This is a genomic window from Rhizobium sp. 05N49, assembly GCF_056396805.1.
In genome coordinates, this window is sequence record NZ_JBFTME010000012.1 from 17440 (window position 1) to 39119 (window position 21680).

Annotated in this window: 14 protein-coding genes; 8 read left to right on the forward strand and 6 right to left on the reverse strand. The window is 59.8% G+C overall.

The window, feature by feature from the left end; translation table 11 throughout:
- Positions 1-5 precede the first annotated feature (5 nt).
- Genes AC1DF8_RS22725 through AC1DF8_RS22735 form a run of 3 tightly spaced genes read right to left on the reverse strand, consistent with a single transcriptional unit; the run spans position 6 to position 5215 of the window.
- Positions 6-3008, reverse strand: coding sequence for a glycosyltransferase (locus tag AC1DF8_RS22725; protein WP_478155123.1), 3003 nt, complete (start codon positions 3006-3008; stop codon positions 6-8).
- The gene (locus tag AC1DF8_RS22730; protein WP_478155124.1) at positions 3002-4177 is read right to left on the reverse strand and encodes a glycosyltransferase family 2 protein; all 1176 of its coding nucleotides are present in this window, start codon (positions 4175-4177) and stop codon (positions 3002-3004) included. The genes AC1DF8_RS22725 and AC1DF8_RS22730 overlap by 7 nt, the downstream gene beginning before the upstream one ends.
- A gap of 33 nt (positions 4178-4210) precedes the next feature.
- Complete coding sequence (locus AC1DF8_RS22735) at positions 4211-5215, reverse strand: NAD-dependent epimerase/dehydratase family protein (protein WP_478155125.1); 1005 nt, start codon at positions 5213-5215, stop codon at positions 4211-4213.
- A gap of 853 nt (positions 5216-6068) precedes the next feature.
- On the opposite strand from AC1DF8_RS22735, the gene AC1DF8_RS22740 reads away from it, so the two are divergent.
- The 7 genes from AC1DF8_RS22740 to AC1DF8_RS22770 all read left to right on the forward strand — a co-directional run bounded on the left by AC1DF8_RS22740 (position 6069) and on the right by AC1DF8_RS22770 (position 14354).
- Positions 6069-7595 (forward strand): ABC transporter substrate-binding protein, encoded by a 1527-nt coding sequence (locus AC1DF8_RS22740; RefSeq protein WP_478155127.1) that lies wholly within the window; start codon positions 6069-6071, stop codon positions 7593-7595.
- Positions 7596-7674: 79 nt separating this feature from the next.
- Positions 7675-8616, forward strand: coding sequence for an ABC transporter permease (locus AC1DF8_RS22745; protein ID WP_162710119.1), 942 nt, complete (start codon positions 7675-7677; stop codon positions 8614-8616).
- Entirely contained in the window at positions 8616-9485 is an 870-nt protein-coding gene (locus tag AC1DF8_RS22750) for an ABC transporter permease (RefSeq protein WP_478155128.1), read from the forward strand. The genes AC1DF8_RS22745 and AC1DF8_RS22750 overlap by 1 nt, the downstream gene beginning before the upstream one ends.
- Positions 9486-10694 (forward strand): amidohydrolase/deacetylase family metallohydrolase, encoded by a 1209-nt coding sequence (locus tag AC1DF8_RS22755; RefSeq protein ID WP_112970326.1) that lies wholly within the window; start codon positions 9486-9488, stop codon positions 10692-10694.
- A gap of 24 nt (positions 10695-10718) precedes the next feature.
- The gene (locus AC1DF8_RS22760; protein ID WP_112545343.1) at positions 10719-11234 is read left to right on the forward strand and encodes a RidA family protein; all 516 of its coding nucleotides are present in this window, start codon (positions 10719-10721) and stop codon (positions 11232-11234) included.
- A gap of 51 nt (positions 11235-11285) precedes the next feature.
- The gene (locus tag AC1DF8_RS22765) at positions 11286-12482 is read left to right on the forward strand and encodes an aminotransferase class V-fold PLP-dependent enzyme (RefSeq protein WP_112545344.1); all 1197 of its coding nucleotides are present in this window, start codon (positions 11286-11288) and stop codon (positions 12480-12482) included.
- Between the two features lie 36 nt (positions 12483-12518).
- Positions 12519-14354, forward strand: coding sequence for an ABC transporter ATP-binding protein (locus tag AC1DF8_RS22770; RefSeq protein WP_112545345.1), 1836 nt, complete (start codon positions 12519-12521; stop codon positions 14352-14354).
- A gap of 71 nt (positions 14355-14425) precedes the next feature.
- Here the strand turns inward: AC1DF8_RS22770 and AC1DF8_RS22775 are convergent, their stop codons facing one another.
- The gene (locus AC1DF8_RS22775) at positions 14426-14623 is read right to left on the reverse strand and encodes a hypothetical protein (RefSeq protein WP_112545346.1); all 198 of its coding nucleotides are present in this window, start codon (positions 14621-14623) and stop codon (positions 14426-14428) included.
- A gap of 233 nt (positions 14624-14856) precedes the next feature.
- Here AC1DF8_RS22775 and AC1DF8_RS22780 point away from each other — a divergent pair, with 233 nt between their 5' ends.
- Positions 14857-16032, forward strand: coding sequence for an adenylate/guanylate cyclase domain-containing protein (locus tag AC1DF8_RS22780; RefSeq protein ID WP_478155131.1), 1176 nt, complete (start codon positions 14857-14859; stop codon positions 16030-16032).
- A 297-nt stretch (positions 16033-16329) separates the two neighbouring features.
- Here the strand turns inward: AC1DF8_RS22780 and atzF are convergent, their stop codons facing one another.
- Entirely contained in the window at positions 16330-18135 is a 1806-nt protein-coding gene (gene atzF, locus AC1DF8_RS22785) for an allophanate hydrolase (protein WP_478155133.1), read from the reverse strand.
- A gap of 3 nt (positions 18136-18138) precedes the next feature.
- Positions 18139-21678 carry an urea carboxylase gene (gene uca / locus AC1DF8_RS22790; protein WP_478155135.1) on the reverse strand — a complete coding sequence of 1180 codons (3540 nt, stop codon included), beginning with the start codon at positions 21676-21678 and terminating at the stop codon, positions 18139-18141.
- Between the last annotated feature and the right edge of the window lie 2 nt (positions 21679-21680).

Genomic DNA, 21680 nt, shown 5'->3' on the forward strand with positions numbered 1-21680 from the left:
GCGCGCTATCCGATGAAAGCGTCGGGTTGGCCCATCATTTCGGCAAAGGCCTTGAGAGGAAGGTCGCCGCGAACTTCGAGGCGTGGCAGAGACAAGGGGTGGTCAACAAAGCTCGTCCTCGCGGGCTTGGTTGAAAAGCCGATCTCGTAGCCCGCGCGAACAAGGATGCCGGGAACACGGAAATCGATGGAGCCGAAGGGTAGGGCGATGGACCTCACGGGCTCGCAGAGCCGGCTTTCCAGTGCATCGCGCGAAAGAGCGGCCTCGTCGAGCAATGTCGCGTTATCAAGCGAACTTGCCGGCCTGTGAGACGCGAGATGAGACCCGAAGCGGATGCCTTGTCGGTGCAGGCTCTGGATATCGCCCCAGGACATCAGCGGTGCCGTATCCCCGTAGCGGGCATCCCAATCCGACCTGCCGCCCACCTTATCCGTCACCACGAAGACGTCTGCACTGAACCCGTTTTCCGCCAGGATCGGAAAGGCATCAGTGAGAAAATCGAGATAGGCGTCGTCAAAGGTCAGAACGACGGGTCGGCCCTGGATAGGTTTGCCTTGACGCAACAGATTGGTCAGGCTCTCGGCCGTCAGCGCATAGTAGCCCTGCCGCCGGAGGAACTGCATCTGTTGACGGAAGGTTTCCGGAGGCACCCGGAAGCGACGGAGCGAGTCCGGACCGTCAAGTGCGACCCTGTGATACATGAGCACCGGGATCGAGGTCACGACCTCATTCGCCCACGCGACCTCGCGATCGACGCCTGCCGGTCCCCAGATAATGTATTTGGCGACGTTCGCATCGAGAGGCACGCCATGGGCCGCGATATGCACGACTGGCGTTGCCGTATTGCGCTTTGCGAACCGATGGATTGCGTAAAGCTCGGTCTCGATCGTTTCCTCAAGCACAAGATCAGGCAGGTTTGACAGGACCTTCTTGATCGTCCCCATGCCAAACGGATTGTCCCAGTCGAAACCGGTTCTGTCGGGCTCGTCGCGCCGGAGATGGGCGTGTGCCGTGACAAGGCAGCCCCCCGGTGTCAAGGCGGCGGCGATCTTCCGGCACACCTGTTCGAGGCTCGCTTCATCGTCGATGAAATAGAGGACCTCCGAGCAAACGACGAGATCCTGTTCGGGCGGAAGTTCGCCTTCGACGAAATCCAGGACGCGAAGCTCCACATTCGGAAGGTCGCGGCATCTCGCGGTTGCTCTTTCAACCGCGCGGCTGGAAATGTCGGCGGCCGTCACGAAACCGACCTTTTGTGCGAGTTTTATCGTGAATAGTCCTTCAGCGCAGGCGAGCTCCAGAGCCTTCCCGACACCATCAGGAATGAGGCTCAGCGTCTGCTCGTATTTGACCTGTTCGTATACTGAGACATAGTTCCAGGGGTCCGGGCGCTCGAAAAAACGTTCCCAATATTCCTTCTTCGTCGCTGCTTCGGATAGATACGCTTGCTTGTCTTCCACGTCAGGAGACACGTCGCTGGACACAGTTACCACGAGTGGATGCTTGGAATGCGAGCTCGCCTCGGGCATGCCTGCATCATCCTCTCGCGCGTTCGCTGCCGGCCCGACGAGTGCGGTTACCTGGATCGTTTTGAAGAGATGGTTGAGTTGCCTTCGCCGTCCGCGACGCTGCCTCATAATTTTGCTGAAAACCCTCGCATTGCGGATGGCTCCAGTTGCCCAAGTGCGCGCATAGGAAAATGTCAAAGGTGTCGGCAAACGATCTGCGGTCTTTAGTTCATTGATGATCAGATCGGCCTGGGCGCGGATGGATAAGTCTCCCCACAGGGCGGCGACATGCGATCCGACATGGTGCCGACCGGCATAGAGATGCAGCAGCAGTGTATCGGCCTCGTCCGCCCTTCTGATCAAGGCTAGCTTGCCGATGTCGGTTGCCACCACCTGCAGATGGCCGAGCGCGAAGGAGCGAGACCGGTCAGCCGCAGAGATCGGCCAGACAGTGAGCTCTTCTATCCGGCGTCCGGTTCCGGGAAGAGAGTGCCGCTCAAGCAATTGTACAAGGTCGAGGAACGCTGGCTTCCAGCGCTCAAGCAACGCGATAAGATCGGAATCACGTTCAACTTCCTGGCCGACCTTCAACCCGTGCAATATCACCTCGGCCAGGAAGCTCTCGTAGCCCGAGGCATTCGGGAATTGGGGAAGAAGTTTCGCCAGCTCGGCAAGATCGGTTCCCGTGCACAGGTTGACGGAAGCGGCCCAGGCAAGCATGCGCAATTGACCGAGCGCAGGTGCGGTCCATTGGGCATCCTCATCGGACTGCGAAAGTCCCTCTTTCAAGCGCAGCTCTTGCGCGCTGGTGGTAACGCGGATTGCATCCCTCACCGTTTTGAACGGATTTCTGGAGAGAGAACCGGTCTTCATGCGATAGAAGGCAAAGCACCCCTCGACCTGTCGGAACGCAGCTCCCGCAAATGCCATGCGGAGCCAGAGATCCCATTCCTCGCAAGTTTGCAGTTCGACATCCAAACCGCCCATGCTGACGAAAAGGTCTTTGGGAAAGACCACTGCATGAATCGCTAGAGCACAGAACGACGAGAATTCCCGCTTTGCCCTGTCTCCTGTGAGATCGGGAGGTGTCTCGATGCCTAGCTTCCGGCCGTCTGGCGTGACGCGGCGATAGCTGCAATAGGCAATGACCGGTTTCAGACCATCGGCGGCGACCGGTAGCATGTTCTGAATGAATGCAGGATCCAGCCAGTCGTCGGCGTCGAGCATGCACAGCAGAGGAGCGGTCGCAAAACGGGCGGCTGCGTTGCGCGCTGCGGATGCGCCGCCATTCGCCTGACGATGGACCAGGATCCGGCTGTCCGATTTCGCCAGGCCTTCGAGCACATTCCAGGTATCGTCTTTCGAACCGTCGTCGACGACCACTGCCTGCCAGTTTGATACCGACTGTCTCTGCAAGCTGCCCAAGCAGTCGGCCAGAGTTTCCGCCGCGTTATATGCGGGGATCAGGAACGATATGACAGGCTTTGATACTGTTACCATGCCGGCATCTTCCAGCGGCGCAGGACATACCAGGCGCCGTTGACGCATCCCAGCATTTCCTCCTTGAGAAAGAAGTCATCCGAGGTCGCTCCCTTGGGCAGCCGTTTCCTCAACTTTCGAAAATAGTATCGTGGCAGGGCGACGAGGATGCGCCGCAGATTTCCCCGGTTTCCGGTGTTCTGGTACTGGACCAGCAAGGCAGCCACATGGCCACTCATATATTGGCGGATCTGCTTGGCGAGCCCTTTCATCTCCTTGCGATGGAAATGCCAGGAAACCGCCGTTGGCTCGTAGCGGCAGGTGCGACCGTGATGCAGAAGTCGATTCCAGAATTCGGAATCGCCCGAGCACCCCGCCGCGCCCATATCCAGCCGGACGTCGAACAATCCGATATCGTTGAACACCTGACGGCGGAACGCCTGGCTTGCGCCAGCGCCGATCAGCCAGGCAGGCGCCCCGTATGGTGCGCTCTGGCGATAGAAGTCCGGACCGAAATCCAGGCGCTTATAGCCTCTGCCAAATCCCCAATGGGTTTCGAAGATCAGTTGCGCGGGCGTGGAAAGCTCTCCGGGAAGGACAAGGCCGGTAACGCATCCGATCTCGGGCCGGTCAAAGGCCTTCATCAGGTTTTCTAGCCAGCGTTCATGCAGGACCACGTCGTCATCCGTGAAGGCCACGAACTCGGTACTTGCCGCGCGGACGGCCGCATTGCGAGCGAAGTCCAGGCCTATTCTGTCCTCACGCACATAAGTCGCGCCGGCCGCCTCCACGACGCGGCGCGTGCCGTCGTCGGCTGAGGCGTTGTCGACGACGATGACCTCAACCGGCGGCAGAGACTGGTTCGGGATCGATGCGAGACATCTGGCCAGTTCATCCGGCCGGTCCTTGGTGCAGATCAGGAGGCTGACGTCGCGGTTCCTGATTGGCGTCTGCATTACAGTCCGGGCGTGTTCAGTGGTCTCTGGCAGTACGGTGTGTGCTGCCAGTTCGGTCAGGTCTTCTGGCCCTTTGATAAAGGCCTGACCGACGGGAAGGCCGTCGGAGGTGAAGACGACCAAGCCGGCAGCGACCGCCCGCGCATCCGCACGGACGTCATCCAAAAGATCCAGGTACTGGATGGGCACAGGAAAGACATTGTCTTTCATGTCACGCGGGACGGCGTCACTCATTACCACACTCTGCGCCAGATGCCGGGGAACTGGTTAACGTCCTGCCTTGGCCAGCCGGCGCGTCTCAGACGGAGCAGCCGCAGCCTCTGCGGCAGTAATTTTCATCTCCTGCCTGAACCAGTCCAAAGTTTTTGCGACGCCTTCCTCGTAGCTGATCGCGCACGACCATTCGGGCATCACGTAGTTTGCATTCGTCAAATCCGGCCGTCTGTTTGTCGGGTCATGCGGCGGCGAAGGTTCGAAGACGATCGGAATCCCGCCCATCAGGCGCGAGACATATTGGGCTACTTCGAGGACGGAGATTTCCCGATCGTTGCCGACATTGAGCGGGCCTCTGTAATCCGTCTCGTTCATCCAGAAGTAACGCGCAAAACCATCGATGATGTCATCGACATAACCCCAGCTTCGGGACTGCAAGCCATCTCCGAATACCGTAATGGGGCGGCCTGTGAGAGCCTGGGCTACAAAGTTGGAGACGGCCCGACCGTCGTCCGGCCGCGTCCTTGGTCCATAGACGTTGAAGGGGCGAACAATTTTGACGTCCAGCCCTTGCGTACGCTGCATTTCGAACAGCAGGGACTCCGTGCAGCGTTTGCTTTCGTCATAGGATGAGCGTGGCCCGGTGCAATCGACCTGGCCCTTGTAAGATTCCGGCTGCGGCGAGATGAGAGGATCACCATAAACTTCCGAGGAAGAGGTGAAACAGAAGCGGCCTCCCYTTTTCAGAAGGTCCAGAAGACGGTACGCTCCGATGAGATTTGCCGAAATGGTTCTCTTGGGTTCCTTCATGTACCAGGGCGGCGAGGCCGGAGAAGCAAGATGGTAAACTTCGTCAAATTTGTCCGACGTCTGAAGCTCTTCCACGTCCGATCGCACGAAATGGAAGCGCGGATCCCTAATATGGGAAATATTGGCCTCAAGACCGGTCCAAAGATTGTCAACGACGACCAGCTTTTCGATGTCGGTGCGATTTAAAAGCCTATCGCACAAATGGGATCCGAGAAAACCGGCTCCGCCTGCTACAAGCACTTTCTTCATGACTTCTCCTGCGGATCGAATGTTTCGTTTTGCTTATATGCGAATGCTACGATCTAAGATCGTCAATAACTCCGGTCCATTTTGGGAATTTAGCGTTAAGAACTTTGAATAATGTCGATAATGGTAGTAAATCTGCACAGAGATCCCCCGGCTGGAAAGCATAGCCAAGCGTCGTCGCGCAGGCCGCAACGATTCATCTGCCCCAGATAAGGGAGGTCTCCTTCGATTTGTTGCCGCGCTTCCAAATGCAGTCCGAGCGCTAGCGGAGTGAACTCCATCTAATGGACCGTTTTGGAGGACCGCTTTCAACGCACCTACAATGTCCTCGACTAAAAGCAACACGGTCGCGTTTTAGCTTTTTTGTGCGGTGCAGAACACGGACTTTAGTCTGATGTGGTCTACCTCATGCGAAGTAGTTAAAGAAACCGAGGATATGCTTTCCAAATCGGACTTAATTCTAGATTGAAACTTTAAGGCCCTTTTCCTCGATCTAGAGAGCCGGCGCAGCCTTATCCATGTTCCACGTCGCTAGAACTGGAGGCAGGTAGCCCTATCGGGCGAATGACAACTGGTGACGGGCTCTTGTTGTGCGTCACTAACCGGTGACCATGCCAGCGCAGGCAGAGCAACCTACTTCTCAAATCGGAGAAACCGCTCTCCTTTTTCAATCACTAATTACAATTTGATTAGACATTCGCGCAACCATTGGAAAATCGAAAACGATCGCGGTCGCTTGCATCTGTTCATTTCCAACGATGGAGCCACTTTCCTGATTGACAGGACCACTTGCGTCGCTATTCTATTATAAAAATCGACATAACATAATTGTGGAACATTAAAACGGGAGCATGAAATGAAGACACTGGTCGCATTCCTTCTCGGCACGGCGTTAGTCGCTTTGCCAACAACTTTGATGGCTCAGGAAAAGGGTGGCGTGATCAACGTCGCGACGATCGGTGAGCCGCCGACGCTTGACCCGATGTCCTCGACCGCCGACCTCGTCGGTATCGTCACGCAGCACATTTTCGAAACGCTCTACACTTTCGACAAGAAGTGGAATGTTACGCCGCTTCTGGCTGAAAGCCTGCCGGAAATCAGTGCGGACGGTAAGACCTATACGATCAAGCTGCGCACCGGCATCAAGTTTCACGATAACTCCGACATGACCTCGGAAGACGTCGTTGCCTCGCTAGGCCGCTGGATGAAAATCGCCTCGCGCGGGAAGCAGGTTGCGAGCTTCATCGACTCCATTACTGCGGTGGATCCGGCGACCGTCAAGATCGCGCTGAAACAGCCCTATGCGCCGCTGACTTCGCTGCTCGCCTTCAACAACTCCGCAGCCATCATCATTCCCGCCGAAAAGCAGGATGAACCGATGAAGGAATTCATCGGCACCGGTCCCTATATGCTGAAGGAGCGCAAGGCAGACCAATATATCCAGCTCGTCCGTTTCGATGGCTATAAGTCACGGGATGGCGAGAGCGACGGTTATGGCGGCGCCCGCCACCAGTATCTCGATGAAATCCGCTTCGTGCCGGTTCCTGATGCCAACACCCGCGTCGAGGCCGCCGTTTCCGGCCAGTACGATTACGTCGACTCGATCCCGGTCGAATCCTTCGATAAATTGAAGGCGTCGAGCGCTTCGCAGCCGGTCATCCTGAAGCCTTTCGGCTATCCGGTCTTCGTCTTCAACACGAAGGAAGGGCTTGCCAAGAACGTTGAGGTCCGCAAGGCGATCCGCCAGGCGCTCAGCATGGAAGACATGCTTGCCGCCGCTTTCGGCAGCACGGATTTTTACACGCTCGACGGCGATATCTATCCGAAGCCTTACAGCTGGAATACGGATGCCGGTGTCGAGGGCAATTATAATGTCGCCGATTCTGAAGGTGCCGCCGCGGCAGCAAAAACGGCCGGCTACAATGGCGAGCCGATCCGTATTCTGACCAGCCGCCAGTATGAATTCCATTACAAGATGGCGCAGGTCGCTGCCGAATATCTGAAGGCTGCCGGTTTCGCCGTCGACCTGCAGGTTGTCGACTGGGCGACGCTGACGCAGCGCCGTACCGATCCGAAGCTCTGGGATATCTACATCACTCACAGCCCCTTCCTGCCGGAGCCGGCGCTGATCGGTTCGTTGTCTCCGAGCTCGCCTGGCTGGTGGGACACGCCGGCCCGCAAGACCGTCGTCGATGCCTTCACCTCCGAAGTCGACCCGCAGAAGCGCGTGGCACTTTGGGCCAATGTTCAGAAGGCCATGTACGACGAAGTGCCCTACATGAAGATCGGCGATTTCAACGCCGTATCAGCAAAATCGACCAAGCTCGAAGGCGTCGACCCGGCTCCGTGGCCGTACTTCTGGAACGCATCGGTCAAGAAGTAACGCTCTCCATCGCGGGATACCGGTGCACTCGCGCCGGTATCCTTTTTCCATCGGCCCGCCCGGCACCGAGGCAGACCTCATGATACGTTACATTTTTCAGCGCCTGCTTGGCATGATCGTCGTGATGTTCCTCGTCGTCACGATCGTCTTCGTCATCGTGCGCGTCACGCCCGGTGATCCAGCCGCCGTCATGCTCGGCCCCGATGCGACCTCGCAGGATATCGCAGATCTCAGGGCCAACCTTGGTCTGGATCGGTCGATCGGCGTGCAATATCTCTATTATATCGGCCAGTTGCTGAAGGGTGATCTTGGGCAGTCGATCTTCCTCAATATGCCGGTGACGTCAGCGCTGCTCGATCGCGCTGAACCGACCTTCTTCTTGACGATCTTCTCGCTTGTTATCGCCGGCATCATCGCGCTGCCGATCGGCATCTATGCCGCCTATCGCCGTGGCTCCTTCATCGATCAGGCGGCAACGACGCTTGCGATGTTTGCCGCCAGCATTCCGAGCTTCTGGCTCGGTCTCATCCTCATGCAGATTTTTGCCGTGCGTTTCGGTCTGTTTCCCGTCTCCGGATATGGCGGGCCTGGCTCGACATTCCTCGATCGCATGTATCACCTGACGCTGCCAGCCTTTGCGCTCGGCATCGTCTCCTCGGCGCTCATCCTGCGCTTCACGCGCGCCTCGATGCTCGATGTGCTCGGCGACGATTACATCCGCACCGCCCGTGCCAAGGGCCTGATCGAACGCCGGGTCATCCTCAAGCATGCCCTGAAGAATGCGTTGATCCCGATCCTTACAGTTCTCGGTCTCACCGCCGCGGTGCTGATCTCAGGCGCGGTGGTGACCGAGACCGTCTTCGGTCTCCCGGGTGTCGGCAATCTCGTCGTGTCAGCCGTCCTGCGCCGGGACTATCCGGTCATTCAAGGTGCGCTTCTGGTGATTGCGGCCCTCTACGTCCTGATCAATTTTGCGATCGACATGCTCTATCTGCTCGTCGATCCGAGGGTGCGCTACTGATGACGGATATCGCGATCAAACCGGCCGAAAGCGAAGGCCGTAAATTCATCCGCCGCCTTCTGAAGCGCAAAACGGTCGCCTTCGGCCTGCTCATCCTCGCGGTTTTCGTGTTGCTGGCGATCCTGGCGCCATGGGTGACGCCCTATTCGCCGTCCAAGCTTTCGATCGTCAACCGGTTGAAACCCCCGAGCGGCACATACTTCTTCGGGACTGACGAATTCGGCCGGGATGTGCTGTCGCGCACCATTTTTGCCGGCCGCCTGTCGCTGCTCGTGGGTGTCGCGGTCGTCGCACTTTCGGCGGTGATCGGGGTGACGCTCGGGCTGCTTGCCGGCTTTTTCAAGAACCTCGACACGCCGATCGCCCGCCTGATCGATGCGATGATGGCCTTCCCGGATATCCTGCTGGCGATTGCGCTTGTCGCGGCTCTCGGCCCGTCGCTGACGACCGTCATCATCGCGCTGTCGATTGTCTATGCGCCGCGCCTTGCCCGCATCGTCCGCGCCTCGACCCTCGTCATCCGCGAATTGCCCTATGTCGAGGCGGCGCAGGCGCTCGGTATTTCGACTTTCCATATCATGACGCGCCATGTGCTGAGGAACTTGCTCTCGCCGATCATGGTGCAGTCGACTTTCCTCTTTGCGAGCGCCATGCTCGCCGAAGCTGGCCTGTCTTTCCTTGGCCTCGGGGTCAGCCCGGAAATTCCGACCTGGGGCACGATGATTGCCGCCGGCCGGCAATATATCGGGCAGGYCGACTGGATGACGCTGTTTCCCGGCGTCGCCATCATTCTCTCCGTGCTTTCGCTCCAGATGGTCGGTGACGGTCTGCGCGACATGCTCGATCCCAAACTTCGAAAGGACCTCTAAATGACCGGTGGAACAGCGGGCAAGCCGCTCCTTCTCACCAACGTGAAGCCCGTTGGCTTTGGTGCTGGTACGCCTGAAGGGGCGATAGACATTCTGGTCGATGCGGATGGCAAGATCGCCAGGCTCGGCCCGTCCCTGGCCGTGGCCGATGACGTAACACGCGTTGACGGCAATGGTGCCTTCGTCTCGCCAGGCTGGGTCGACCTGCATGTCCATATCTGGCACGGTGGTACCGATATCTCGATCCGTCCGTCCGAATGCGGCGTCGAACGGGGCGTGACGACATTGGTCGATGCCGGTTCCGCCGGTGAGGCCAACTTCCACGGGTTCCGTGAATATATCATCGAGCCGTCGAAGGAACGCATCAAGGCTTTCCTCAATCTCGGCTCCATCGGACTGGTCGCATGTAACCGTGTCGCGGAACTGCGCGACATCAGAGATATCGACCTTGATCGCATCCTCGAATGTTATGCCGAAAACAGTGAGCACATCGTCGGCATCAAGGTGCGCGCCAGCCATGTGATCACCGGCTCCTGGGGTGTCACGCCCGTCAAGCTCGGCAAGAAGATCGCGAAAATCCTCAAGGTGCCGATGATGGTGCATGTCGGCGAGCCGCCGGCGCTCTATGACGAAGTGCTGGAAATTCTTGGGCCTGGCGATGTCGTCACCCACTGCTTCAACGGCAAGGCAGGCTCCAGCATCATGGAGGACGAGGATCTCTTCAATCTTGCCGAACGCTGCGCATCCGAAGGCATCCGCCTCGACATTGGCCATGGCGGCGCTTCCTTCTCCTTCAAGGTGGCGGAGGCAGCGATTGCCCGCGGTCTCCTGCCGTATTCGATCTCGACCGACCTGCACGGTCATTCGATGAACTTCCCGGTGTGGGATCTGGCAACGACGATGTCGAAGCTACTCTCGGTCGGCATGCCCTTTGACAAGGTGATCAATGCGGTGACCCATGCACCGGCATCGGTCATCAAGCTGTCGATGGACAACCGCCTTTCGGTTGGCGCTCAGGCCGAGTTCACCGTTTTCGATCTCGTCGATTCCGATCTCGAAGCCACCGATTCCAATGGCGACGTGTCGGTCCTCAAGAAGCTCTTCGAGCCGCGGCATGCAGTCATCGGCAACGAGGCCTATACCTCCAGCCGTTATGTGCCGCGCGCCCGCAAGCTGGTGCGCCATAGCCACGGTTATTCCTACCGGTAAGACCGAAGCATAAAAGAAAATCGCATGACAGGAGTTCGCGTGAACCAGTCTTCCGCCACCGCCGGCACTATCGGCACGTCGCCTTATGAGCGGCTTGCCGCGCTCGGCATAAAACTTCCGGCTTCACCGCCGCCGATCGCCAATTTCGTCACCCACGTGCAGGAGGGCAACATGCTCTACCTGTCGGGGCAGGGGCCGCGTGAGGCCGACGGCTTCATGCATGCAGGCAAGGTCGGCGCCGAGGTCGGCATCGAAGCCGCCTACACGCATGCAAGGCTCACTGGCATCAATCTACTTTCCGTCATGCATGAGGCGCTGGGCGATCTCGGCCGCGTCAAGCGTGTCGTCAAGCTGCTCGGCATGGTCAATGCCGTGCCACACTTCGTCGACCATCCCGCCGTCATCAACGGCTGCTCGGATCTTTTGATCGATGTCTTCGGTGAGGAGATCGGGCAGCATGCGCGCTCGGCCGTCGGGTTCGGATCGCTGCCGGGAAATATCACCGTCGAAATCGAGGCTATCGTTGCGCTCAGGGATTAACGAGGCTGAGCATGATTGCTCGGGCCTAACAGTTTGAAATTGGAGACATCCATGTCTGAGGACATCCGCACATCGATCGGCCTTCGGCCAGTCATCAACGTTTCCGGCACGATGACCAGCCTCGGCGCTTCGATCGTCGTCCCCGAGGCGATTGCCGCCATGTCGTCGATCCTGCCGCAGTTCGTCGAGATCAACGATCTGCAGCGCAAGGCAAGTGCGATCATTGCGCGGCTGACCGGCGGCGAAGCGGGTTTCGTCACCGCCTCCTGCTCGGCCGGCATATCGCTTGCTGTCGCGGGCGCGATTACCGGCAATAATCTTCTCGCCATCGAGAAGCTGCCGGATGTCGTTCCGGAGAAGAACGAAGTTCTCGTCCAGATGGGCCACGTCGTCAGCTATGGCGCGCCGGTCGATCAGGCGATCCGCCTTGCCGGCGGCAAGGTCGTGCTGGTTGGTCAGGCAACCTCTACGCACCGCTTCCACATGGAGCATGCGATTACAGAAAAGACCGCGGCAGCCGTCTATGTGGTTTCGCACCATGTCGTGGATTATGGTCTGCTGAACCTCAAGGAATTCGTCGAGATCGCCCACGCAAAGAGCGTTCCCGTCATCGTCGACGCAGCCTCGGAATATGACCTGCGCATTTTCCTGGAACAGGGGGCCGATGTGGCGCTCTATTCCGGTCACAAGTTCCTGGGCGGTCCGACCTCGGGCATCGTTGCCGGCAAGAAGGAACTGGTGCGCAACGCCTTCCTGCAGAATATGGGCATCGGCCGTGGCATGAAGGTCGGCAAGGAAAGCATCTTCGGCGTCATGGCAGCACTTGAGGCCTGGGATAAGCGTGACCATGCCGGCATCCGTGAGCGTGAAACGAGCTATCTCAACCTCTGGAAACAGACACTCGATGGCCGCCCCGGCGTAATTGCATTGATCGAGCCGGATCCGACCAACAACCCGCTCGATCGCATGCGCGTTATCATCGATACCGATGAGGCCCATATCACCGCCTGGGACCTCGCCGATGCGCTCGGCCGTGGTTCTCCGCCGATCATCGTGCGCGACCACGAAGTCGAGCACCGCTACTTCTATCTTGATCCGTGCAATCTGCATCCGGGCCAGGAGAAGATGGTTGCCAGCCGTCTGGCCGAGGAACTCGACAAGGCACGTGCCTCCAACGAGATCATCGCAACGCCCATCGAAAACCGCAGCAAGCGCCGCTTTGAAGGCGTTCTGAAGTGGCCGGATTGATACGAGACCAAAGGCGCGAATTCTGAGGAAGCGATCATGACAGGCATTCAGGCACAATCCATCGTAACGGCAGAGCCCGTTCTCTCCGTCCAGAATCTGACGACATCGTTTCTGGTCGATGGCGCCTGGAAGCCCGTCGTTCGCAATGCCTCCTTCGATGTCGCTCCGGGCGAAACGGTTGCCATTGTCGGCGAGAGCGGCTCCGGCAAGAGCGTGACCTCGCTGTCGATCATGCGCCTTCTGCAGGCGGATTCGAGCCGCATTGAAGGCAAGATCATGCTTGGCGGGCGTGATCTTCTCGCCCTGCCCGAGGACCAGATGCGCAAGGTCCGCGGCAATGACGTTGCGATGATCTTCCAGGAGCCGATGACGAGCCTCAATCCGCTCTTCACGATCGGCGACCAGATTTCCGAGGCCTTGCTCTGCCACCGGTCGATGTCGAAGACCGAAGCGCGTGCGGAAACCGTTCGCCTGCTCGAAAAGGTGCGTATTCCTTCGGCAGCATCGCGCTTCGACGAATATCCCCATCGCTTCTCCGGCGGCATGCGCCAGCGCGTCATGATCGCCATGGCGCTTGCCTCACGGCCGAAGCTTTTGATCGCCGACGAGCCGACGACGGCGCTCGACGTTACGATCCAGGGCCAGATCCTCGATCTGATCAAGATGCTGCAGGAGGAAGAGGGGACCTCGGTTCTCTTTATCACGCATGACATGGGTGTCGTGGCCGAGATCGCCGACCGGACCGTCGTCATGTATCGCGGCGAACAGGTGGAGACGGGAGCGACCGCCGATATCTTCCATCGCGGCAAACATCCCTATACCAGAGCGCTTCTGTCGGCTGTGCCGGTACTCGGTTCCATGCAGGGTTACGAGCGGCCGCTTCGCTTTCCCGTCGTCAATACGGCAACGGGAGAATCAGACATTCCGGTCGAGACCGCTGATACGGTCGCCGCGGCTGCGCGCCCGGTGCTCGAGGTGAAGAACCTCACCAAACGCTTCGACATTCATTCTGGCATGTTCGGCAAGTTGACTGGTCGCGTCCATGCGGTCGAGAACGTCTCCTTCGACCTTCATGCCGGCGAGACACTGTCCCTTGTCGGCGAGTCCGGCTGCGGCAAATCCACGACCGGGCGTGCGATCATGCGTTTGATCGATGCTCAGAGCGGTTCCGTCATCGCCGACGGCAAGGACGTCTTGGCGCTCGATAAGGCGGGCATGCGCGAGATGCGCAAAACGGTGCAGATGATCTTCCAGGACCCCTTCGCCAGCCTCAATCCGCGCATTCGCGTCGGCGACGCCATTGCCGAGCCTTATCTGGAACACAGGATGGGGACCGCAAAACAGGCAAGGGAGCGCGTCGCAGACCTCCTCGTCAAAGTCGGCCTGACGCCCGACATGGGCTCACGCTTCCCGCATGAATTTTCTGGCGGACAGCGCCAGCGCATCTGTATTGCGCGTGCACTCGCACTAGAGCCGAAGGTCATCGTGGCGGATGAAAGTGTTTCGGCGCTGGATGTCTCGATCAAAGCGCAGGTCATCAATCTGATGCTGGACCTGCAGCAGAGCCTCAACCTTGCATTCCTGTTTATTTCTCATGACATGGCCGTCGTCGAACGTGTCAGTCATCGCGTGGCCGTCATGTATCTCGGCGAAATCGTCGAAATCGGCCCACGGGCTGCCGTTTTCGGCAACCCGCAGCATGCCTATACAAAAAAGCTGATGGCGGCGGTACCCGTTCCCGACCCTGATCGCCGCCGCGAGAAGCGGGCCGTCGCCAATGACGAGATCAAGAGCCCGATCCGCCCAATCGATTACAGTATCAAACCGCTCGACTATCGCGAGGTATCGCCGGGACATCTGGTCGCCGTCTGATAACGCCTCTAGGCCGCGGCTGCCAGCTTTCATCGCTGCCACGGTCTGCAAATTGGCGGCGCCGGGAGCGCTCAGTGCTTCGTATCGTCGGCTCGAAGCTGGTCGATCGCGTCAAGCGCTTCGTCCGCCGTCCAACCCGCGCGCAATGCCGCGGCAACGAGCCGAACCTCCGCCTCCATTTCAAGCCTAAGATATAGTCCCTCAAGGGCCTCTTTGGCCGTAACCACGTGATCGTCATGCGGCACAACTTCAGCAATCCGTGCGGTCATAGACACATTCCTTTCCTTCCTCGAAGTGGGGTTGTGCTTCTTGTTAGAGCGATAACAGGTTTTTGTGCGTCCCAGTGAGAGGATACGCAGCAGCGCCGATTTTGTTCCATCGACTAATGCGAGCGTTGAAGATTTTTGCAACGGAGCTTATCTGCTGCCGCGATGGACCGCGGACGAAATTGCGGTAGAACGACAGACCTCCATCAAATCTGGAGGCCAGAGGGACCGTGACTATGCCGCGTTTGCAAGACCTGATCGACTGGATCATTGCCGAAGGACTCTCGGCGGACTCCATCGAGACCATTTTGCAGGGCGTCGTAGAACGACTGACGGATCTCGGATATCCGATCCTGCGTGCGTCTATAGCGATGCCGTCGATCGATCCTCTGCAGCGGGGATTTTCGGTCGCCTGGTATCGTTCTTCCGGCTTCTCGACGGAAGTTCAAGGGCATGATGAAGCGGGGCAGGAATTGTTCCGGCGCTCTCCCATCTTCTACCTCTTGGAAAACAATCTGCAATATGCCCGATGGCGATTGCCGCCGGGATTGGATGCTCCGCCGATTCCGTTGCTGACAGAGTTGGCTGAACTCGGAGCCACCGATTATCTGATGAAGCTCGTTTCATTCCCTGGCGATACGGCATTGGCGGGCGTCAGTTTCTCGATCGCCGTTGATGACCCCGACGGCTTTTCGGACAGGTTGATCGCAGATCTGGATAGATTGGTGCCGGCGTTGTCACTCGCGTGCTGCCGCATCGCGACCACACGGATTGCGAGCGATGTTCTGGCTGTTTATACGGGCGCACGGACCAGCGGGCGTATCCTCAACGGTCATATCAGGCGCGGCGACGGGACCGCGATCTATGCCGCAATCCTGTTTGCCGATCTCAAGAACTTCACTTCGCTCAATGAAAAGCATCAACCCGAACGCATCGTTGCCTGGCTCAATGAGCACTTCCAGGCGATCGGCGCTCCGGTCGAGCAGGAGGGCGGTGAGATACTGAAGTTCATGGGCGACAGTCTGCTTGCCATATTCCCTGCCGATATCGACAACCCGGCCGAGGCATGCGGCCGCGCTCTGTCGGCGGCGCGAGCAGCCATGGGCGCCAATGCTGATGTCAATCGCAGGCGAGCAGACGCGGGAGAGCCGGAGCTTCTCGTCGATATCGTCCTTCACGTCGGCGAAGTGTTCTACGGGAATGTCGGCGCGGTCCGTCGGCTTGACTTCACTGCCATTGGCAGAGCGGTCAACGAGACGGCACGCATGGAGAAGCTGGCCGACGAGATCGGCTATAGCCTGCTGGCATCCGCCGATTTCGTCGTTCAGGCGCCGGGTCGCTTCGAGAAAGCGGGCACGTTTGCGCTCAAGGGCGTCGCTCGCCCAGCAGCGATTTACGCCTGGCCGGACTGATCAGCCCGGTTGGGCCGGATTGATGCAAACAGACGGGCGTTTCCGCGAACGCCATCGTCAGGCCGATCGGCTCGCGTGCGCCGCCGGCCGTCGCATTGCAGGGAATGGAGAGTAGGCGCCATCTCTCGCGCCGACTGCGTGTCTTGGGACCCAGACTAACGTTGTTGGCCGCCGGCGCGGGGTCCATCATCGTTGCGGCTGGCGGTTTGTATCGGTCGTCCCTGTATTGCGTTCGTCCGCGCAACCAGTCCGTTCATCAGCAATCGAAGTATGAATCTCATTGCCGCGCCCACCGGATCAGGCGGCAGATGTGCGGCGCATATAGCCGCGCCAACCGCCGAGTGCAGTGATCTCTTCCGCATTCATCACCGCATGGGATTCGCAGAGGAAGCACGATACGCTCGATCCGTCCTCCAGCGTGACCTTGCCGATGCCGAGGGGTGCTGGGATCTTGGCGACAAAACGGCCGAATCCATCAGGCGGCAGCGCCCAGACCTCAACCTCCAGGCCACGCCCGTCATAGCCCGGTTCGCGAATGAGGCCAGGCTTTTGGGGCACGGTATTCGGCAGCACGAAAAGGCGATAGTCGCCTGTGGTGCGGCAGGCCTTTACCAACGTGCCGCCCAATGTTGTCAGCTCGTGATTGAGCGGCATGCCCGTCAAATGCGCACCGACCACCGCGATGGCGATGGTATTGTCTGACGGCAAGGCGACACGGCTCGGCTCGGGGACGGCCGCACCGCGATCAATCCCCATGCCGGCAGCAGCAGCACGATGTAGTGCGTCGGCAAGCGGGGCCAGCGCATCATCGGTGAAAGCCGGCGCAATCAGCGTCACGCCACCAGGCAGACCATTGCTGCCGAAGCCAGCAGGGACGGCGATGGCCGCGCAATCGAGCAGGTTGACGAAATTCGTATAGCGACCCAGTCGGCCGTTGAGAACGATCGGATCGGCCTGCATGTCGGCAACCTTGAAGGTCGTCGGGGCCGTCGGCAGCAACAGGATATCCGCTTTTGCCCATTCGGCTTCCGTCTTGCGCCTGAGCTCTTCGAGCTTGTATCGGCCGTTGAAAGCCTCAACTGCTGTCTTGCCTTTCGCACCTTCGATGATCTTGCGAACCGTCGGATCGAAATCGGCGGCATTGCTGGCCAGAAAGTCCTCGACAGCTGCCAGACGCTCGGCAACCCAGGGGCCGTCATACAGAAGCGCAGCTGCCTCGCGGAACGGAACATAGTCGAACGGAACGATAGTAGCGCCGAGTGCCTTCAGACGCTCGATCGCCTGATCGTAAAGCGCCTCAACATCGGTATCGCCGAAGAACTCGCGTTCCGCACCTGCGAGAACGCCGACGCGCAGGCCCGTGCCCGGCAGGGTGGCGGGCTTGGCACGCCGCGAAAAGGCATCGGCAGCATCAAAGCCCTCAGCGATCTTGCGGATCGCGACCCCGTCACCAACGGTCGGCGCGAAGATCGTGATGCAATCGACGCTCTTGCAGGCGGGCACCGCGCCCGTATTCGGCAGCAGGCCCGGCGTCGGCTTGATGCCGACGAGATTGTTGAAAGCGGCCGGCACGCGGCCGGAACCGGCCGTATCCGTGCCGAGCGCGAAGGTGGCGAGGCCGGAGGCCACCGTCACCGCCGAACCGGAGCTCGAGCCGCCCGAAATATAGTCGGCGTCAAAGACCGAACGCGGCGCGCCATAGGGTGAGCGCGTGCCGTTGAGACCGGTCGCAAACTGGTCGAGATTGGTCTTTCCGATCACGATCGCGCCGGCTGCCCGCAATCTAGCAACGACAGTTGCATCCTTCTCGGGATGATAGGTGAAGGCCGGGCAGGCGGCTGTCGTTGGCAGTCCCGCCACGTCGATATTGTCCTTGACGGCGAAGGGAATGCCCCAAAGCGGCAGGCTGTTCGGCTGCGGCGCACGCTCCATCAGGGCTCGAGCTTCGGACCGCAACGCCTCATCAGGCGTCGATGTGATGAAGATTGCCGGATCCTTAGAGGCGGCCCGCCGGGCAATGACCGTCTCGATGATCTCGAGCGGGCTGTGGCCGGCCTCATAGGCTGCGCGAAGGCTTGTCAGATCAAGAATGGTCGGCAGCATGGATCAGCACTCCTCTAGAACAACAATGATATCACCCGCTTTGACGTTTCGTCCGGGGCTTGCACGCAGGTCGCGGACGCGGCCTGGCGCATGTGCGGTGACGTTGATTTCCATTTTCATGGATTCGATGATGGCAAGCGTATCTCCGGCTGCGACCGGTGCGCCCGGCTCGACCAGCAGTTTCCAGATATTGCCGGGCACGGCGCTGGCAACCCCAAAGCATCCCACGGGAATGTCCCCATCCGGGCTCTCGCCGGTGCCTTCGTCGGTGACAAAGCTGTCGAGTCCGGCTTCCTTCCAGCGCTGGCGCTCGGCATCGAAGGCGGCCTGCTGGCGCGTCTTGAAGGCTCCGATCGAGGATGCATTCGCCTGCAATTCCCGCTCATAGGCGGCGTAGGAGAATTCCGTCTCCTCGATGCGGACGGGATATCCGCCATGCGGGAAGGCGCTGCGGGCTTCGGCCAACTCCTGATGGTTGACCGGGAAGAAGCGGATCTGATCGAAGAAATCGAGCAGCCACGGCTTGTCCTTGGCAAAGACCGGCGTCTGCCGCCAGGTGTTCCAGACCTGGATGGTGCGGCCGAAGAGTTGGTAACCGCCGGGGCCTTCCATGCCGTAGATGCACATATAGGCCCCGCCGATACCAACGGCATTTTCGGGCGTCCAGGTGCGGGCGGGATTGTATTTCGTCGTCACTAGCCGATGGCGGGGATCGACCGGAGTGGCGACCGGCGCGCCGAGATAGACGTCACCGAGGCCGAGCACGAGATAGCTTGCATCGAAAACGACATCGCGCACCGCCTGTTCGTCCGCCAGCCCATTGATGCGGCGGATGAACTCGATATTGGACGGGCACCAGGGCGCATTCGGCCGCACGAGTTCCTGATATTTGCGCATGGCAAGTTCCGCATCCGGATCATTCCAGGAGAGCGGCAGATGCACGATGCGGCTTGGTACCTTGACGTCCTGCGCCGCCGGCAGGCTCGCTTCGATCTCGGCCAGCAGGCCGAGCAGGCGTTTGCGGGTCAGCGATGTACCGTCATAGTGGATCTGCAGTGAGCGGATGCCGGGCGTGAGATCGATAATGCCGGGCAGACGCACTTGCGACACGGCTTGCATCAAAAGATGCACCCTGAGTCGCAGCGCGATATCGAGCGACATCGGCCCATATTCGACCAGCAGGTTGTCATCACCCTGACGGCGATAGACGACAGAGACTGGTCCGTCTTCACGCTTGCCAATAACGGGCGAGCCCATCTCTTCCTTCGCACGGTGCACGACCGGTCCGGCAATCGGATCGTCCGGCCGTGCAACTGGATGGAAGCGGATGCGATCACCCGGCTTGAACTGGCCCATCTTCCACTGTTCGTCGCGAGCGATCACCGCCGGGCAAACGAAGCCGCCGAGGCTCGGCCCGTCCGGCCCGAGGATGATCGGCATGTCGCCGGTAAAATCGATCGCGCCGATCGCATAGGCGTTGTCATGCAGGTTGGACGGATGAAGGCCGGCTTCGCCACCATCGCTGCGCGCCCATTTCGGTGCAGGACCGATCAGGCGTACGCCGGTGCGGGCGCTGTTGAAATGCACCTCGTAGCTTGTCGAAAACAGCGTCTCGATATCACCGTCCTCGAAGAAGTCGGGCGCACCATGCGGACCGTAGACGACACCGACATCCCATTCGCGCGTCAGTTTTGCCGCTTCGGTTGCCGGTGTCGACGCTTTGGCGGCCGTCTGGCGGGCAAGATGCAAAACATGGCCCGTCTTCAGCGTGCCGGTGGCGTTGCCGCCGAACTGGCCGAGCCCGAACGTGGCCCGCGAGCCAAGCACGACCGGGGCGGCGAAACCGCCTGCTACGGCGAGGTAAGCGCGCTGCCCAGGTCCATCGATGCTGCCGATTACGAGGGTCCGGCCGGCGCGGACGGTAACGGCCTCGTCATGCGGCAGTTTCTCACCATCGACGCTCATTGGCATCCTGGCGCCGGCAAGGGCGATCACGGTGTCGGTATGGAATTTCAGGACCGGACCTGAGACCGTCAGTTCCAATGCTGCGACCGCATCGCTGTTGCCGACGAGACGGTTGGCATGCCGGAACGAGCGCTCGTCCATCGGCCCGCTCGGCGGCACGCCAACATGCCAGAGGCCAAGTCGGCCGGGCAATTCCTGGATGCTCGATTGGGCGCCGGGTGCGATGACCTCAATCACATCAGGCACGAAGGAAAAGTCGCGCAGCGCTGTCGTTGCCACCTTGCCGCCGGCAAGCAACTCGGAGCCGGCAATGGCGCGCAGATAATCGAGATTGGTCTCGATGCCTGATATCGATGTTTCGGCAAGGGCCGACTTGAGCTTTTCGATCGCCGCCGGTCGATTTTCGGCCGAGACGATCACCTTGGCGAGCATCGGGTCGTAGAAGGGTGTTACTTCCGTGCCGGTCTCGATCCAGCCGTCGATACGCACATCTTTGGGAAAGGCGACTTCGGTCAGCAGGCCAGCGCTCGGGCGGAAATCAGCATGCGGCATCTCGGCATAGACGCGCACTTCGATCGCCACTCCCTTCTGCTGCAGAGCCTCCGCGCCCGAGAGCACAGCTTCGCCCGCAGCCTGGCGGATCATCCATTCGACGAGATCGAGGCCGAACACGGCTTCGGTGACAGGATGTTCCACTTGCAGACGAGTGTTGACCTCGAGGAAGTAGAACTCCTCGCGAATGGGATCGTAGATGAATTCGACGGTACCGGCGGACTCGTAGGAGACCGCCGAACCGAGATCGACGGCCGCCTTGTGCAGGCGCGCACGCGTGACGGCCGAGAGACCGGGGGCAGGGGTCTCCTCGACCACCTTCTGGTTCCGCCGCTGCAGCGAGCAGTCGCGCTCGCCGAGCGCGATAACCTTGCCTTTTCCGTCGCCGAAGATCTGAACTTCGACATGGCGGGCTTCGGCCACGAAACGCTCGATATAGACGCGCGCATCGCCAAAGCTCGCCCGCGCAGTGCGCTGCACGCTTTCGAACGACGCCTTCAGGCTTTCGGCATCGGCACAAAGCTGCATGCCGATACCACCGCCGCCAGCCGTGCTTTTCAGCATGACGGGATAGCCGATCGTTTCGGCTGCGGCGAGCGCTTCATCGGCGTTTGAAAGCAAGCCGGTGCCGGGCAGCAGCGGCACGCCGCTCACCTCGGCAAGTTCGCGCGCCGTATGTTTCAGGCCGAAGGCCGAGAGGTGTTCGGGACGGGGGCCAATGAAGGCGATGCCTTCGGCGGCAAGGCGCTCGGCAAAACCGATGTTTTCCGACAGGAAGCCGTAGCCGGGATGAACCGCCTCTGCTCCTGTGGCCTTGCAGGCGGCGATCACGGCATCGATATTGAGATAGCTTTCGCTGGCTGGCGCAGGCCCGAGGCGCACAGCCTCGTCGGCCATCAGGGCGGGCTTGGCGAAACGGTCGGCATCGGAATAGACGGCGACGGACGCAATACCCATTCGTCGCAGTGTCTTGATGACCCGGATGGCGATTTCGCCGCGGTTGGCGATCAGGACTTTCTTGAACATGC

Excerpts from the sequence above, each read along its gene's own strand:
- AC1DF8_RS22755 (WP_112970326.1), top strand. The coding sequence starts at position 9,486 with ATGACCGGTGGAACAGCGGGCAAGCCGCTCCTTCTCACCAACGTGAAG.
- AC1DF8_RS22765 (WP_112545344.1), top strand. The coding sequence starts at position 11,286 with ATGTCTGAGGACATCCGCACATCGATCGGCCTTCGGCCAGTCATCAAC.
- AC1DF8_RS22725 (WP_478155123.1), bottom strand. The coding sequence starts at position 3,008 with ATGGTAACAGTATCAAAGCCTGTCATATCGTTCCTGATCCCCGCATAT.
- AC1DF8_RS22740 (WP_478155127.1), top strand. The coding sequence starts at position 6,069 with ATGAAGACACTGGTCGCATTCCTTCTCGGCACGGCGTTAGTCGCTTTG.
- AC1DF8_RS22745 (WP_162710119.1), top strand. The coding sequence starts at position 7,675 with ATGATACGTTACATTTTTCAGCGCCTGCTTGGCATGATCGTCGTGATG.
- atzF (WP_478155133.1), bottom strand. The coding sequence starts at position 18,135 with ATGCTGCCGACCATTCTTGATCTGACAAGCCTTCGCGCAGCCTATGAG.
- uca (WP_478155135.1), bottom strand. The coding sequence starts at position 21,678 with ATGTTCAAGAAAGTCCTGATCGCCAACCGCGGCGAAATCGCCATCCGG.
- AC1DF8_RS22775 (WP_112545346.1), bottom strand. The coding sequence starts at position 14,623 with ATGACCGCACGGATTGCTGAAGTTGTGCCGCATGACGATCACGTGGTT.
- AC1DF8_RS22730 (WP_478155124.1), bottom strand. The coding sequence starts at position 4,177 with ATGAGTGACGCCGTCCCGCGTGACATGAAAGACAATGTCTTTCCTGTG.
- AC1DF8_RS22780 (WP_478155131.1), top strand. The coding sequence starts at position 14,857 with ATGCCGCGTTTGCAAGACCTGATCGACTGGATCATTGCCGAAGGACTC.
- AC1DF8_RS22770 (WP_112545345.1), top strand. The coding sequence starts at position 12,519 with ATGACAGGCATTCAGGCACAATCCATCGTAACGGCAGAGCCCGTTCTC.
- AC1DF8_RS22760 (WP_112545343.1), top strand. The coding sequence starts at position 10,719 with ATGACAGGAGTTCGCGTGAACCAGTCTTCCGCCACCGCCGGCACTATC.